The following is a 13,327-nucleotide window of genomic DNA, read 5'->3' on the forward strand; positions in this document are numbered from 1 at the left end:
GCGCGGCCCGATGACAGGCTCCGCGAAACAATCCAGAACCCCGCCGCGGAAAGACTCCGGATTGCCTCGCTGCGCTCGCAATGACGGCGTAGCGAGATCATACCCCCACAGCGTCCCGCAGCGCTTGCCGCCTACGCCGCCGCCTTCTGCCTTGCCACCAGCGCTTCGCCAAAGGCCTCGAACAGCTTGCGGTTGATCGGGTTATGCTGCGGATCGTATTCGGCATGCCATTGCACGCCGAGCGCAAAGGCCGGGGCTTCAGCGATCCGGATTGCCTCGATGGTGCCGTCCTCGGCGACACCCTCGATCAGAATGCGCTTGCCGGGTTCGAGAATGCCCTGGCCGTGCAGCGAATTGACCCTGATCTTCTCACAGCCGAGGATTTTCGCGAACGCCCCGCCCGGCGTCAGGTCGACGTCATGGCGGTCGGCGAACACCACCGTCGGATCGGGATGGATCTCGCCGTTCTCGAGCCGGGGCATGCGGTGGTTCATGCGGCCCGGGATCTCGCGTATCTCCGGATGCAGCGAGCCGCCGAAGGCAACGTTCATCTCCTGGAGGCCGCGGCAGATGCCGAACAGCGGGATGCCACGGGAGACGCAAGCGACGGAGAGCGCCAGCGCCACCTCATCGCGGTGGATGTCGTAAGGCTCGTGCTTCTCGCAAGGATCGACGTTGAAACGGGTCGGATGCACGTTGGCCCGCGCACCGGTGAGGATGATGCCGTCCACGGTATCGAGCAGCGCCGGGATATCGGTGATGTCAGGGGAGCCCGCGAACATCAGCGGCAAGCCGCCGGAGACTTCGGCCACCGCGCGCAGATTTCGCTCGCCGACCATCTGGACCTGAAATCGATTTTCGACGCGATGGCAATTCCCGATCACGCCGACGACCGGCTTTCTCATCTGTCGTTCCGAGCCTCCCGGTAAGAAGATTCTGCAAACATGCCCCTCCGATGGAACAAATTCAACAGAAGGGATCGCGGGACGGCAATGCTATTTTCGCGCAAATGCCCGGCCTGGAGCGTCGTGGCAGGCCGGGCGGCGGCGTGTCCGATCGCTCGGAGGGACCTGCAGGTCCGCAAAGACGACGAACGCGCCAAACCGGCGCGTGTCCCGCTTGATCCCCGCCAGGATTTCGCGAAAGAGTGCGCTGGCGCCGCCTCCCTCGAAAAGGATCCAACGTGACGATTCCCAGAGATGAACGCTCCCGGACCCGCAGCGACCTGGCGCGGGACCAGGCCTGGGCGATTTCGGTCGGAGGCATCGGCGTCGTGCTGTTCACCGCACTGCTCGCCTTCACATGGTATTTTGCGGCCACCCTGCTGCTGATCTTCACCGGCATGCTGCTCGGCCTCGGCCTCAACGCGCTGGTCCATGCGCTCGGCCGCCGGGTTCACCTGCCTCATACGGTCCGACTTGCGATCGTCTGCGTCGCGCTCGCCCTGCTTCTCGCGGGCATCGCCTATCTGGGCGGCGCCACCATTGCCGAACAGGCGTCGCTGCTGAGCAAGACCATCAAGTCGCAGATCGTGAATGTCAGATCCTTCCTGGAAACCCACGGCGTCGACACCAGCTTCTTCGATCTCGGCAACGGTGCGTCGGACGCCTCGGCCACGACGTCGCCGGACGCGGCTCCCGCACCAGCGGCGCCCTCGCGCGGTCCCTTGCCCGGTGCCGGCGCGCTCGCCTCCAGCGGCGGGGCGATCGTGAGCCAGACCTTCAAGCTGCTGCTCGGCACCATTCACGGCGTGGGCAACATCTTCATCGTGCTGTTCCTGGGCCTTGCCTTCGCCGCCCAGCCCACCGTCTATCATGACGGCCTGCTGTTCCTGGCACCGGCGAGGCACCGCACGCGTGTCGCCCTCGTCATCGACCGTACAGCCGAGACGCTGGAGCGCTGGCTGATCGCCCAGATCGTCGTCATGATCGCGGTCGGTGTCGTGACCTGGATCGGGCTTGCGATCATCGGCATCCCCGGCGCGTTCATCTTAGGGATCCAGGCGGGCCTGCTCGCCTTCATCCCCACCGTCGGAGCCATCATCGCCGGCGTCATCGTGGTGCTGGCAAGCCTCGCCTCGGGCTGGATTCCCGCTCTGTCGGCCTTTCTCCTCTTCATGGGTGTGCACGCCATGGAGAGCTACGTGCTGACCCCGATCCTGCAGCGGCAGGCACTCGACATCCCGCCGGCCACGCTGTTCGCGTTCCAGATCCTACTCGGCGTCGTGTTCGGCATCTGGGGCCTCGCGCTGGCGCTGCCGCTAGTCGCCATCGCCAAGGTCGTGATCGACCATTTCAAGACGTATGAGGCGCCGCCGCTCGCCGAGGCAGCCTGACGTCGCTCAGGCCGTCAGGTCGTCAGCACGGTCTCGGTGTGCTCGACCTCGGGGGGCGAGGCAAAATACTGGCCGACGAGGCCGCGCCATTCGGTGAAATTCTCCGAACCGCGGAAGTCGACGGTGTGGTTCTCCAGCGTCGCCCATTTCACCATCAGCCTGTAGCGCTGCGGCTTCTCGATTGATTTGTGCAACTCGAAGCCGTGAAACCCCTTTGAACGGCCGAAGGCGGCCTTGGCCTTGGCGACGGCCGCCTCGAAATCCTTCTCGCTACCCGGCTTGACGTCGATTTGCGCGATTTCGGTGATCATCGGTTTCCACCCTTTTCTCGTTCGATCGGCGTGTCTACCCCAGACGGCGACAAAGAAAAAGGCGCCGAAACGGCGCCTGGCTCGCTGGAATGTGCAGGTCTCTTGAATGCAGGCCCGGTCAGGCGAGCAGCAACACGGTGCCCGCCACGATGAACACGCAACCGACGAACATTGCGAACGGCCAATAGCTGCGGTGCTGGCCGTAGCGCCCCTGCGCGCGACGCTCGGCGATCAGCGCCGTCTCGTATTCGTGGGCGGTCGAGAACAGACAGCCGAAGCCGCCGCGTGCGGAGGCGGCGGCTGCTTCGAGCGACATCAGGGTGATTTGCGGATTCTGTCGACGGATCGATTCCATGACCGCAATGGTAGGAATCGAACGGTAAACAGAGGATTACCGCAAGGCCCCTGCGGCTCAGGCGGTGGCCGGACGCGCCTGCGGCGCGCCGATCCGTGCCGCGCTCTGGCGACGCCAGTTCTCCAGCGACAGTGGCAGCTCCTCGGCCGCCTCCACGCGGTTACGGCCGCCGCGCTTGGCCTGGTAGAGCGCGGTGTCGGCCGAGGCCAGCAGCACTTCGAGTTCGGTGCCGGCCGGACCGCCGGCAACGCCGATGCTGACGGTGGTGTCGACCGGGCCCTCATCGACCACCACGCCGGAGGTCTCGAACGCTTCGCGCACCCGCTCGGCGACCAGCACGCCCTCCTCCAGCGAACACGGCAACAGCGCGGCGAACTCCTCACCGCCGATGCGGCCCGAGAGATCGGAGATGCGCAAGTTGCTGACGACGACGGTGGAGAACAGCTTCAGCATCTCGTCGCCGGCGGGATGGCCGAAGCGGTCGTTGATCGACTTGAAGTGGTCGATGTCGAAGATCATCACGGTCACGGGCCGCCCGGCCTTGGCCTCGCGCTCGATCACGCGCGCGCAGGCTTCCGAGAAGCCGCGGCGGTTGAGCATGCCGGTCAAAGGATCGGTCGACGCGGCGGTCCGGTGCGCGGTGACGGTGCGCTCCGACACCAGCATGAAGATCACAAAGACCGTGCCGACGGCATAGAGCACGAGCTCGACCGCGAACACGGTGACCCAGATGCTCGAGGAGAAGTCTGCATCGTGCGGACGCAGGAAGCTGCCGACCAGCATCGGCAGCATCAACACGCCGCCATGCAGTACCGGCACCACGAAGGCGGGCCAGCGCCGTTGCAGGCTCTTGCGCCGCTCGACCCAGAGCTCGCTCGCGGTCAGCGCCGCATAGATCGAGACGATACCTGCACCGACGAGCATGCGCAGCATGGACGCGGCGGAATCGAGCAGCGTCGCAGCAGTGACCCAGGCGAGCGCACCAAGCACGAGGCCGGGCCAGTTCGGCTTGCGGCCGTGGAAGACGCGCGCCGCATTCCACACCATGCCGCAGGCGACGAAACCGGCGGCGTTCAGCGCAAGGTGAATATGCGGGCCCAGCCTGTCGCCCGCCGCGGTCCACAGCGCGACCGAGGCCGCACCGAGGAGATAGGCGGCGCCCCACCATTTCAGCGCGGGGCTGTTCTCCTGCTTGCCGAAAAACACCATCATGGCGCCGAGCAGTGCGGCGACCATGGTGGCGACCAAATAGAGCGTGATGCTATCGAGCGACATCATGTCGGCCCCCTCTAGAACATAGCAGTTACGCGATCGGCACATCCGATTTGCGCGCCCTTCCGAATGCGACGCTATGTCCGGCGGGTTCCATTCAGGTTTTCGCGGATCCCAAAGTTTTCGGGAAACACGCCGTCAATTTGCATACAAACGAACAGCAAAAAGGGCGCTGAATTCAGCGCCCTTTTGCATCTCTTTGAAGCCGCTTTCGCGGCGAATGCGACAAAAGCGATTAACGCTTCGAGAACTGGAAGGACCGGCGGGCCTTGGCCTTGCCGTACTTCTTGCGCTCGACCACGCGGGAGTCGCGGGTGAGGAAGCCGCCCTTCTTGAGCACGCCGCGCAGCTCCGGCTCGAAATAGGTGAGCGCCTTGGAGATGCCGTGACGGACCGCGCCGGCCTGGCCGGAGAGGCCGCCGCCGGCGACGGTGCAGATCACGTCGTACTGGCCGGAACGCTGGGCCACCGAGAACGGCTGCTCGATCATCATGCGCAGCACGGGACGGGCGAAATAAACCTCGACCTCGCGCGAGTTGACCGTGACCTTGCCGGCGCCCGGCTTGATCCAGACGCGGGCGACCGCGTCCTTGCGCTTGCCGGTGGCATAGGCGCGGTTGAACTTGTCGACCTTCTTCTCGTGCTTGGGCGCCTCGGGCGCGGCCGCCGTCTTGAGCTGCGAGAGCTGGTCGAGCGACTGGATGGATTCGGCCATGTTATGCGGCCCTCGTGTTCTTGCGGTTCAACTTGGCGATATCGATCTTCTCGGGCTGCTGCGCCTCGTGCGGATGATCGGCCCCGCCGTAGACGCGGAGGTTGCCCATCTGCACGCGACCGAGCGGGCCACGCGGGATCATGCGCTCGACGGCCTTCTCGAGCACGCGCTCGGGATGCTTGCCCTCGAGGATCTGGCGCGCGGTGCGCTCCTTGACGTGGCCGACATAGCCGGTGTGCTTGTAGTAGGTCTTCTGCTCGCGCTTGCGACCGGTGAGAACCGCATGCTGCGCGTTGATGATGATGACGTTGTCGCCGCAGTCGACGTGCGGGGTGTAGGTCGGGAGGTGCTTGCCGCGGAGCCGCATGGCGACGATGGTGGCGAGACGGCCCACGACCAGACCCTTGGCGTCGATCAGCACCCACTTCTTCGTCACCTCGGCCGGCTTTGCCGAAAAGGTTTTCATGTCAGAATTTCCGTGAGGGAGACATCGGCGCGAACACCGCACCGGACTGCGCGAGTTTCTAGAGAAGAGACGCGCAACGGTCAATGCCCACGTACATAAATTACATTAGCAAAATCAATGCTTTAGAATTATGGTGCTATATTACCTGCAAAAAGCTCAAACATTTGGAATGGAATAGGTGGATGTGACATGGGCAATCGGGTCGGGTGAGGTCCCCGACAGCAGGTTCACTTCCCCGACCGCGAGGCGCTTGCCGAGCTTGAGCAGCCGCGCCTCCGCCAGCACGTCCTGCCCGGGCTGGCCCTTGCGCAGGAAATTGATGTTGAGATTGGTGGTGACTGCTAGCCCGATGGGCCCGATCGCCGACAAGAGCACCACGTACATCGCGAAATCGGCGAGCGCCATCAGCGTCGGGCCGGACACGGTTCCGCCCGGCCGCAGCATTCGTTCGCTGTAGCGCTGGCGCAGGAGGCAGGTTTGGCCGTCCGCGCTCTCGATGGTGATGTCGTCGCCGCTGAAGGCCTGGGGAAATTCGTCGCGGAGGAACTGCTCGAGCTCCGCCACGCTCATTTTCGCTAACGCCATGCCGTTCCCCACCCTCGCTTCGCTTGTGCTGTTACATTAAGTTATCTGTGTCATCCAATTGCAATCATTTAGCGGAAATCGCGTCAATGTCCGTCCAGGCCGCCCGCGCCCCCTCCCCGCAACAACAGATCCTGCTGCGCGAGATCGTCGGCAGCGTCGCCGTGCTCACGCTGAACCGACCAGCCGCGCGCAACAGCCTTTCGGAGGCGATGATCGGACAGCTGCATGCGAGCCTCAATGCGATCGCCGAAGACAAGCACATCCGTGCGGCCGTCATCGCAGCCAACGGCCCCGCATTTTCCGCCGGCCACGACATCAAGGAACTGACTGCGCGCCGCACCGATCCGGATCGCGGCCGGGCTTATTTTGCGCACATCATGACGGCGTGCAGCGCCATGATGCAGGCGATCGTGCGCCTGCCCAAGCCCGTGGTCGCTGCCGTCCAGGGCATCGCGACGGCGGCCGGTTGCCAGCTCGTGGCGAGCTGCGATCTCGCGATCGCCTCCGAGGCGGCGAGCTTTGCGACGCCCGGCGTCGACATCGGCCTGTTCTGCTCGACGCCCATGGTGGCGCTGTCGCGCAACGTGCCGCGCAAGCAGGCGATGGAGATGCTGCTGACGGGCGAGCCGGTTCCGGCCGCGCGTGCCTGCGAGATCGGGCTCGTCAATCGCGTCGTCCACGCCGGCACCGAGCGCGATGCCGCGATTGCGTTGGCTCAGAAGGTCGCGTTGAAATCCGCCTACACGATCAAGCTCGGCAAGGAGGCGTTCTACCGCCAGGCCGAGATGAGCCTCGCGGACGCTTATCGCTATGCGGCAGAGGTGATGACCGAGAACATGATGGCGCGCGACGCCGAGGAAGGCATCGGCGCCTTCATCGAGAAGCGCACGCCGACATGGCGGGATGAATGACAACAAGAAAAGACAAGTGATGAGCCACGACGCCTATCCCGACAACTACATCCGCGGCATCCTCAACAGCGTGAAATCGATCGCGATGGTCGGCGCCTCGCCGGTCAACGTGCGGCCGAGCTATTTCGCGTTCAAATATCTGGCGCAGCGCGGTTACGACATGATCCCGATCAACCCCGGCCATGTCGGCAAGGAGCTGCTCGGAAAGCCGTTCGTCGCCTCGCTCTCCGACCTCGGGCGCCCCGTTGACATGATCGACATCTTTCGCAATTCCAGCCACATCATGCCTGTCATCGAAGAGGCGCTCACGCTCGATCCGCGGCCGAAGGTGATCTGGATGCAGCTCGGCGCGCGCGACGATGCGGCCGCGGCGAAGGCGGAAGCGGTGGGCATCAAGGTCGTCATGAACCGCTGCCCCAAGATCGAGTATGGCCGGCTGTCGTCCGAAATCTCCTGGATGGGCGTCAATTCGCGCACGCTCAGCTCCAAGCGGGCGCCGGCACCGACACAAGGCATGCGGCTATCCCTCAATCGGATGAGCGTCGGCGGCGGGGATACCGCAGCATCGGATCGCGCCGCGAAAAACAAGAGCGAGCAGAGCTGACGCAATTGCGAAGATTTCTTTCGCGAACGCTACAATGCGTAGCACGATCATTCCGATGTGAAGCCGCGCCTTGACGCGGAACGCGACGCCCATCAGCATGCCGCGCGATTTTCAGGCCACAAGAACAGGACACCCTCAATGAGCGATCGCCTTCCGGGATTTTCAACCCTCGCCGTGCATGCCGGTGCACAGCCCGACCCCACCACCGGCGCGCGCGCGACTCCGATTTATCAAACGACCTCTTTCGTCTTCAACGATGCCGACCACGCCGCCTCGCTGTTCGGCCTGCAGGCGTTCGGCAACATCTATACCCGCATCGGTAACCCCACCAATGCTGTGCTCGAAGAGCGCGTCGCCGCGCTTGAAGGCGGCACGGCCGCGCTTGCGGTTGCCTCGGGCCATGCCGCGCAGGTCGTGGTGCTGCAACAATTGCTGCAGCCCGGCGACGAGTTCATTGCCGCGCGAAAGCTCTATGGCGGCTCGATCAACCAGTTCACGCATGCGTTCAAGAGTTTTGGCTGGAACGTGGTGTGGGCCGATCCCGACGACATAGCAAGCTTCGAGCGCGCGGTGACGCCGCGCACGAAAGCCATCTTCATCGAGTCCATCGCCAACCCGGCCGGCAGCATCACCGACATCGAGGCGATCTCGACGGTGGCACGCAAGGCGGGCGCGCCGCTGATCGTCGACAACACGCTGGCCTCGCCCTACCTGATCCGCCCGATCGACCACGGCGCCGACATCGTCGTGCACTCGCTGACGAAATTCCTGGGCGGCCACGGCAACTCCCTCGGCGGCATTATCGTCGACGCCGGCACCTTCGACTGGTCCACGGGCGGCAAATATCCGATGCTGTCGGAGCCGCGCCCCGAATATCACGGCATCCGCCTGCAGGAGACGTTCGGCAATTTCGCCTTCGCGATCGCCTGCCGCGTGCTCGGCCTGCGCGACCTCGGCCCGGCGCTGTCGCCCTTCAATGCCTTCATGATCCTCACGGGAATCGAGACGCTGCCGCTGCGCATGCAGAAGCACTGCGACAACGCCAAGGCTGTCGCCGAATACCTCGCGGGACATCCGGCGGTGGCCTCGGTCAGCTATGCCGGCCTGCCGAGCGACAAATACAACCAGCTCGCGCGCAAATACGCGCCAAAGGGCGCAGGCGCGGTGTTCACCTTCAGCCTGAAGGGTGGTTACGACGCCGGCGTGAACCTGGTGTCGAAGCTGCAGCTGTTCTCGCATCTGGCGAACGTCGGCGATACCCGCTCGCTCGTGATCCATCCCGCCTCGACCACGCACAGCCAGCTCGACGACGCCGCCAAGATCAAGTCCGGTGCCGGCCCCGACGTGGTGCGGCTCTCGGTCGGCATCGAGGACAAGGAAGACCTGATTGCCGATCTGGAGCAGGCGCTGGGGGCGTAGTCTTTTCCTGTCGTTCCGGGGCGCGCAGGGCGCGAACCTCGGGTGCGCAATTGCGCACCGGGGAACCTCGATCTTGCCTGATCCAGCTCGAGATTCCGGGTTCGGTGCTTCGCACCGCCCCGGAATGACGGCGGCCGTTTTTGGCCGCCGTCAGTTAACAGTCATTAACCACATCTGCCCCATACATCGTCCTTGGATCGCCCCTTTTGATTCGGAGCCGACGATGCTGCGCTGGATGGTGCCTGCCCTGGCCGTGATGCTGACGGTTTCCAGCACGCTCGCCGCCGATCTGCCGGCGACGCCGAAGCGGCGCGCGGCTGTGCCGCCGCAGGATCCGCCGCAGGTCTATGTCGAAACCGATCCGGATGCGCTGATCTCGCCGGCCTATGGCGTCGGCAGCTACATAAGCAACCTGCCGGGCACGCCGCTGCTGCCGGGCTCCCACGCGCTGCCGGGGTATTACGGCCGCCCCTGGAGCTACGATTATCAGGGCGCGTATTACGGCGGGAAACAGGTCGACTATTTCTGGCGCCTGCCCTACGCGTGCGGCGTTTACGGTTATTGCTGATCCGATCAGCCGGGCTCGTGATCAGCCGGGCTGGCTGACCGGAACCGCGCGCGGCTGGGCTTCCGCAGATTGTCGCGAAGCCAGCCGTTCGACCTGCATCACCGCAAGCGTCAACACTACGATCGCGACTGCCTGGTGGGCGAGCGCCAGATCGATCGGCACCTGGTTGAGCAGCGTGAGGATGCCGAGCACCGCCTGCAGGCTCACCGCCGCAAACAGCCAAAGGGCGCCGCTCGCTGCCGACCCTGCGCGCGAGCGCACCGCGTCGATCGCATGCAGCGCCGCCAGCGCGAACAGCAGGTAGGCGGTCATGCGGTGCTCGAACTGCACCGTCAGCACATTGTCGAACATGTTGCGCCACCATGGCGTCTCGAACCACAGCCGCTCCGCCGACGGGATGAACGCCCCGTCGATCTGCGGCCAGGTGTTGTAGGCGCGCCCGGCGCGCAGGCCCGCGACCAGCGCGCCGAAATAGATCTGCACGAAGGTCACGGCGAGAAGCACCGCGCTCGTGAGCCGCAGCCGTGCCGGCGCCGAGATCTGCGGCCGCTCCTTGAGCCGCCGCACCGTCCAGACGATCCCGGCGAAGATCAGAAGAGCCAGCACCAGATGTGTCGCCAGCCGATATTGCGAGACCTCGACCCGCTCGGTCAGGCCCGAGGCCACCATCCACCAACCGACCGCACCCTGCAGACCGCCGAGCGCGAACAGCAGCCACAGCCGCCGCTTGAGCTCGCCCGACAGGCCGCCGCGCCAGAGGAAGAACAGGAACGGCAAGAGATAAGCGACACCGATGAAACGTCCGAGCAGCCGGTGGCTCCACTCCCACCAGAAGATCTCCTTGAACTCGGACAGACTCATCCCCGCGTTGAGCTCGCGATATTGCGGAATCTTCTTGTAGGCCTCGAATGCTTCGGTCCACTGCGCCTCGGAGAGCGGCGGAACACTGCCCGTGACCGGCTTCCATTCGACGATCGAGAGGCCGGATTCCGTCAGCCTGGTCGCGCCGCCGACCAGCACCATCAGTGCGATCAGTGCGGCCACTGCGATCAGCCACCAGCGCACGGCGCGATGCGGCTCGGACGGGGTGGACATCGTCGTCATTCGGGACAAAAACCAGGCTTGAACCGGACTGCGTGCCCCTTATAGTCCCCCGCTCCCTCAGTGCAAGTTACGCGAAAGCAGCAAGCTCCCGCCCATGACGATCCGCACCCGCAAGTTCCTCGGCGCCATCCTGCTCCTGGTGCTGGCCACCGTCTGGGCCCTGCTCGGCATGGCGGCGGCGCAGATGCCGTGGATCGCCGAGTCCGGCTGGCGGCAGGCGATCTACTACGTCGTGGTCGGCATGGGTTGGGTGCTGCCCGCGATGCCGATCGTCAGCTGGATGCAGCGGCCCGACCGCGTCAAGACCACTCGCTAAGTCCGGCTCATCGCGCTGCCCGTCGGCTTCACCGGCGCAAAGGCGACACCCGACACCAGCACGCGCATCATCCGCAGCGAACACACCCGTCCGTCCCAGGAAATCCGTGGCAGCGCGCGCAGATTGGTGCGTCCCTCCGCGTCCACGATGCCCGGGATCGTCGACACAGCGCTGGCAAATCCGGCCTCCTCCGCCATGACGACGTGGCTGCGCCGAAACGAAGAGCGTTTGCCGAACGGGAAAGCGAAATGCTTGATCTCGCGGCGGAAAGCCGCTTCCGCGACGGCCTTGCCCATCGTCATCTCGCGCAGCGCGGCGGCATCCTTCATGTTGGCGAGAACGGGATAGTTGACGGTGGCGCTGCCGATCGTCACGAGCGGATCGGCGGACAGCTTCGCAAGGTCCTCCCAATCCATCGACGCCTCGCGCGAGAGCGCGGCGAGATCGATCCTGTAGCGCGTGCAGAGATCGGCGATCGCAGCCGACAGCTCCGCGGGCGGCAACGAGCGCAGCCAGCTCTCGAGATACGAAAACAGCGCCTGCTTCCCGGCCTTGTCGGTGACGGTGAAACGCTGCTCCTTGTCGCCCATCATCAGGCTGATCCGGCTCTCGCGCGCGATCACCTGTTCGAGACCGAGCCACCAGGCTTCGCCGATACCGTCGGGAAAGGCGGTGGGCACATAGATCGTGAAGGGTACGGCGTGGCGCGTCAGCACCGGATAGGCGAAGTCGATGAAATCCTTGGGCGCGCCATCGAAGGTCAGCGCCACGAAACGGCGCTTCTCCGGCAGCGTCACCGCGCGACGGCAGACCTCGTCCATGCCGAGGAAATCGTACTTCCACCGCTCCAGCGCGCGAATCGCGCGGTCAAGAAATTGCGGCGTGATCTCGTTCGCGCGCATCGGCTGAAATCCGCGCCGCCGCGGCCGCACGTGCTGGAAGCGCAGGATGGCGCCGGCGCCGCGACTGCGCAACACGGCCTGGCCGGTGAACCAGGCCAGCTCGAGACGCAGCCGTTCCAGCCATCTGTCGTCGGATGCCAAAATCCCATCCTTCGCGCCCGCCGGCGCCCGTTCCCTCTCCCATCGTCATTACCCTTTGTTGACCTTTGTTTGCAAAGGTCGGCCACAAGCCGAAATACATATTTTCGATTTCTCGACAGGTTCCGCGAATGACCATGGCTGCGGCGATGCAAAGCCGGACGGCAGAAGCGCCAGCGCGGTCGGAAGCGAGCCGTATCGCGCAGGTCGATGTCGTCACCGATCTCGCCGAGGCCGAGGCGGTCTGGCGTGCCTTCGAGGCGAACGGCCATCTCTTCAACCCCTACCAGCGCTTCGACCTGCTCAGCCCGTGGCAACGCCTGGTCGGCGCCCACGAAGGCGCCCGGCCGTTCATCGTGATCGCCCGCGACGCCGAGCGAGCGCCGCTGCTTCTGCTGCCGCTCTCGCAACGCCAAAGCCACGGCGTGCGCACGGCCTGCTTCATGGGCGGCAAGCATACAACCTTCAACATGGGCCTGTGGAATGCGGAGTTCGCCGCGCGGGCCGCCAGCGCCGATCTCGACGCACTGCTTGCGTCGCTGCGTGAGCATGTCGACGTGCTCGTGCTGACGCAGCAGCCGCGGCGCTGGCGCGGCCAGCAGAACCCGTTTGCCCTGCTGCCGCGACAGAGCGCGATCAACGGCTGTCCGCGACTGGTGATGGAGCCGGGCGGCACGCCGGCATCGCGGATCAGCAATTCGCTCCGGCGCCGCCTCAAGAGCAAGGAAAAGAAGCTTCAGTCGCTCGCCGGCTATCGCTATCACCTGGCCACGTCGGATGCAGACATCACCCGACTGCTCGATTGGTTCTTCCGCGTCAAGCCGGCGCGGATGGCAGAACAGAAGCTCCCGAACGTCTTCGCCGAGCCCGGCGTCGAACAGTTCGTCCGCAGCGCCTGCCTCGCACCGCGCAGCGAAGGCCGCGTCATCGACATCCACGCGCTGGAATGCGACGACGAGGTGATCGCGATCTTCGCCGGCGTCGCCGACGGCGAGCGTTTCTCGATGATGTTCAACACCTACACGATGTCCGACCACGCCCGCTACAGCCCGGGCCTGATCCTGATGCGCTATATCATCGATCGCTGTGCGGAGCTCGGCTACCGCTCGCTCGACCTTGGCATCGGTTCGGACGACTACAAGCGAATGTTCTGCAAGGACGACGAGGACATTTTCGACAGCTTCGTGCCCCTGACCTCCCGCGGCAAGCTCGCGGCGATGGCAATGTCCTCGCTCAGCCACGGCAAGCGGCTGGTGAAGCAGAACCAGGTGCTGTTCGACATGGCCCGCCGGCTGCGGCAGGCGTTCGGGTAGCTCTCTTCCCTTC

General features: G+C 64.9%; 16 protein-coding genes. 7 read left to right on the top strand and 9 right to left on the bottom strand.

All coding sequences use genetic code 11. The annotated features are described in order from the left end of the window. Positions 1 to 131: 131 nt before the first annotated feature. Positions 132 to 905 (bottom strand): gamma-glutamyl-gamma-aminobutyrate hydrolase family protein, encoded by a 774-nt coding sequence (locus ABIG06_RS33195; protein ID WP_370140101.1) that lies wholly within the window; start codon positions 903 to 905, stop codon positions 132 to 134. A 278-nt stretch (positions 906 to 1,183) separates the two neighbouring features. On the opposite strand from ABIG06_RS33195, the gene ABIG06_RS33200 reads away from it, so the two are divergent. Next, positions 1,184 to 2,335 (top strand): AI-2E family transporter, encoded by a 1,152-nt coding sequence (locus ABIG06_RS33200; protein WP_124158030.1) that lies wholly within the window; start codon positions 1,184 to 1,186, stop codon positions 2,333 to 2,335. A 14-nt stretch (positions 2,336 to 2,349) separates the two neighbouring features. On the opposite strand, the gene ABIG06_RS33205 is transcribed toward ABIG06_RS33200, so the two are convergent. From ABIG06_RS33205 to ABIG06_RS33230, 6 genes are all read right to left on the bottom strand, one after another. Next, positions 2,350 to 2,646 (bottom strand): antibiotic biosynthesis monooxygenase family protein, encoded by a 297-nt coding sequence (locus ABIG06_RS33205; protein WP_035673823.1) that lies wholly within the window; start codon positions 2,644 to 2,646, stop codon positions 2,350 to 2,352. Between the two features lie 118 nt (positions 2,647 to 2,764). Beyond that, positions 2,765 to 3,001, bottom strand: a complete 237-nt coding sequence (locus ABIG06_RS33210) for a hypothetical protein (protein ID WP_370140102.1) — start codon at positions 2,999 to 3,001, stop codon at positions 2,765 to 2,767. Between the two features lie 57 nt (positions 3,002 to 3,058). Further along, on the bottom strand, positions 3,059 to 4,279 hold the full coding sequence (locus tag ABIG06_RS33215; RefSeq protein ID WP_370140103.1) for a GGDEF domain-containing protein: 1,221 nt from the start codon (positions 4,277 to 4,279) through the stop codon (positions 3,059 to 3,061). Between the two features lie 229 nt (positions 4,280 to 4,508). Further along, the gene (rpsI, locus tag ABIG06_RS33220; protein ID WP_028178828.1) at positions 4,509 to 4,988 is read right to left on the bottom strand and encodes a 30S ribosomal protein S9; all 480 of its coding nucleotides are present in this window, start codon (positions 4,986 to 4,988) and stop codon (positions 4,509 to 4,511) included. Position 4,989: 1 nt separating this feature from the next. Beyond that, a complete protein-coding gene (gene rplM, locus ABIG06_RS33225) occupies positions 4,990 to 5,454 on the bottom strand; it encodes a 50S ribosomal protein L13 (RefSeq protein WP_011087726.1) in 465 nt (154 codons plus the stop codon). Between the two features lie 156 nt (positions 5,455 to 5,610). Continuing rightward, the gene (locus ABIG06_RS33230; RefSeq protein ID WP_124158028.1) at positions 5,611 to 6,039 is read right to left on the bottom strand and encodes a PaaI family thioesterase; all 429 of its coding nucleotides are present in this window, start codon (positions 6,037 to 6,039) and stop codon (positions 5,611 to 5,613) included. Positions 6,040 to 6,125: 86 nt separating this feature from the next. On the opposite strand from ABIG06_RS33230, the gene ABIG06_RS33235 reads away from it, so the two are divergent. The 4 genes from ABIG06_RS33235 to ABIG06_RS33250 all read left to right on the top strand — a co-directional run bounded on the left by ABIG06_RS33235 (position 6,126) and on the right by ABIG06_RS33250 (position 9,541). After that, positions 6,126 to 6,950, top strand: coding sequence for an enoyl-CoA hydratase (locus tag ABIG06_RS33235; RefSeq protein WP_370140104.1), 825 nt, complete (start codon positions 6,126 to 6,128; stop codon positions 6,948 to 6,950). 19 nt (positions 6,951 to 6,969) lie between these two features. After that, positions 6,970 to 7,554 (top strand): CoA-binding protein, encoded by a 585-nt coding sequence (locus ABIG06_RS33240; RefSeq protein ID WP_370140105.1) that lies wholly within the window; start codon positions 6,970 to 6,972, stop codon positions 7,552 to 7,554. A gap of 138 nt (positions 7,555 to 7,692) precedes the next feature. Next, complete coding sequence (locus ABIG06_RS33245) at positions 7,693 to 8,973, top strand: O-acetylhomoserine aminocarboxypropyltransferase (protein WP_370140106.1); 1,281 nt, start codon at positions 7,693 to 7,695, stop codon at positions 8,971 to 8,973. A gap of 223 nt (positions 8,974 to 9,196) precedes the next feature. Further along, on the top strand, positions 9,197 to 9,541 hold the full coding sequence (locus ABIG06_RS33250) for a hypothetical protein (protein ID WP_124158025.1): 345 nt from the start codon (positions 9,197 to 9,199) through the stop codon (positions 9,539 to 9,541). Positions 9,542 to 9,562: 21 nt separating this feature from the next. On the opposite strand, the gene ABIG06_RS33255 is transcribed toward ABIG06_RS33250, so the two are convergent. Next, positions 9,563 to 10,645, bottom strand: a complete 1,083-nt coding sequence (locus ABIG06_RS33255) for a COX15/CtaA family protein (RefSeq protein ID WP_124158024.1) — start codon at positions 10,643 to 10,645, stop codon at positions 9,563 to 9,565. 94 nt (positions 10,646 to 10,739) lie between these two features. Here ABIG06_RS33255 and ABIG06_RS33260 point away from each other — a divergent pair, with 94 nt between their 5' ends. Then, positions 10,740 to 10,961, top strand: a complete 222-nt coding sequence (locus ABIG06_RS33260; protein WP_124158023.1) for a DUF2842 domain-containing protein — start codon at positions 10,740 to 10,742, stop codon at positions 10,959 to 10,961. Here ABIG06_RS33260 and ABIG06_RS33265 read toward each other — a convergent pair. Next, complete coding sequence (locus ABIG06_RS33265; RefSeq protein ID WP_370140107.1) at positions 10,958 to 12,004, bottom strand: polysaccharide deacetylase family protein; 1,047 nt, start codon at positions 12,002 to 12,004, stop codon at positions 10,958 to 10,960. The genes ABIG06_RS33260 and ABIG06_RS33265 overlap by 4 nt on opposite strands. A gap of 128 nt (positions 12,005 to 12,132) precedes the next feature. Here ABIG06_RS33265 and ABIG06_RS33270 point away from each other — a divergent pair, with 128 nt between their 5' ends. Beyond that, positions 12,133 to 13,314 (top strand): GNAT family N-acetyltransferase, encoded by a 1,182-nt coding sequence (locus ABIG06_RS33270; RefSeq protein WP_424578488.1) that lies wholly within the window; start codon positions 12,133 to 12,135, stop codon positions 13,312 to 13,314. The last annotated feature ends 13 nt before the right edge of the window (positions 13,315 to 13,327 follow it).

This window comes from Bradyrhizobium sp. USDA 326 (assembly GCF_049739485.1).
In the GTDB taxonomy this organism is placed as follows: domain Bacteria; phylum Pseudomonadota; class Alphaproteobacteria; order Rhizobiales; family Xanthobacteraceae; genus Bradyrhizobium.

Coding starts and splice junctions, on each gene's coding strand:
- ABIG06_RS33195 (WP_370140101.1), bottom strand. CDS start 905: ATGAGAAAGCCGGTCGTCGGCGTGATCGGGAATTGCCATCGCGTCGAA.
- ABIG06_RS33205 (WP_035673823.1), bottom strand. CDS start 2,646: ATGATCACCGAAATCGCGCAAATCGACGTCAAGCCGGGTAGCGAGAAG.
- ABIG06_RS33210 (WP_370140102.1), bottom strand. CDS start 3,001: ATGGAATCGATCCGTCGACAGAATCCGCAAATCACCCTGATGTCGCTC.
- ABIG06_RS33215 (WP_370140103.1), bottom strand. CDS start 4,279: ATGATGTCGCTCGATAGCATCACGCTCTATTTGGTCGCCACCATGGTC.
- rpsI (WP_028178828.1), bottom strand. CDS start 4,988: ATGGCCGAATCCATCCAGTCGCTCGACCAGCTCTCGCAGCTCAAGACG.
- rplM (WP_011087726.1), bottom strand. CDS start 5,454: ATGAAAACCTTTTCGGCAAAGCCGGCCGAGGTGACGAAGAAGTGGGTG.
- ABIG06_RS33230 (WP_124158028.1), bottom strand. CDS start 6,039: ATGGCGTTAGCGAAAATGAGCGTGGCGGAGCTCGAGCAGTTCCTCCGC.
- ABIG06_RS33235 (WP_370140104.1), top strand. CDS start 6,126: ATGTCCGTCCAGGCCGCCCGCGCCCCCTCCCCGCAACAACAGATCCTG.
- ABIG06_RS33240 (WP_370140105.1), top strand. CDS start 6,970: ATGAGCCACGACGCCTATCCCGACAACTACATCCGCGGCATCCTCAAC.
- ABIG06_RS33245 (WP_370140106.1), top strand. CDS start 7,693: ATGAGCGATCGCCTTCCGGGATTTTCAACCCTCGCCGTGCATGCCGGT.
- ABIG06_RS33250 (WP_124158025.1), top strand. CDS start 9,197: ATGCTGCGCTGGATGGTGCCTGCCCTGGCCGTGATGCTGACGGTTTCC.
- ABIG06_RS33255 (WP_124158024.1), bottom strand. CDS start 10,645: ATGACGACGATGTCCACCCCGTCCGAGCCGCATCGCGCCGTGCGCTGG.
- ABIG06_RS33260 (WP_124158023.1), top strand. CDS start 10,740: ATGACGATCCGCACCCGCAAGTTCCTCGGCGCCATCCTGCTCCTGGTG.
- ABIG06_RS33270 (WP_424578488.1), top strand. CDS start 12,133: ATGACCATGGCTGCGGCGATGCAAAGCCGGACGGCAGAAGCGCCAGCG.